The following is a 279-nucleotide window of genomic DNA, read 5'->3' on the forward strand; positions in this document are numbered from 1 at the left end:
TCTCAGTTGTAGAATGATGATATTGAGAGGGTCTGTGTTCTTTAGCGTATGAGTAAACGAGATTACCAACATGAACTGGGCTAGAAATTTCTGGTAGTTGTGAGTTTTGTTGTTCAGCATTAACCAATTTCATTCTCATCATACTGTTAACTGATCCACGTTGTTCTCCTTTGATCGAAACGACAACTTCATTGATGGTTTCGGAGAACTGGATTGTGTACCTTTGGAGAGTACCAGCAATAATTGATCTTCCCATGGAGCTCCTGTGTACAATCTGAC

At 39.8% G+C, this 279-nt stretch carries 1 protein-coding gene; it reads right to left on the reverse strand.

The features are described 5' to 3' along the window. Positions 1-256: hypothetical protein (locus tag SM755_RS23505; protein ID WP_323174816.1), on the reverse strand; the 256-nt coding region annotated here is incomplete at its 3' end. Positions 257-279: the final 23 nt, after the last annotated feature.

The sequence above is a fragment of the Natrialba sp. PRR66 genome (assembly GCF_034808065.1).
In the GTDB taxonomy this organism is placed as follows: domain Archaea; phylum Halobacteriota; class Halobacteria; order Halobacteriales; family Natrialbaceae; genus Natrialba; species Natrialba aegyptia.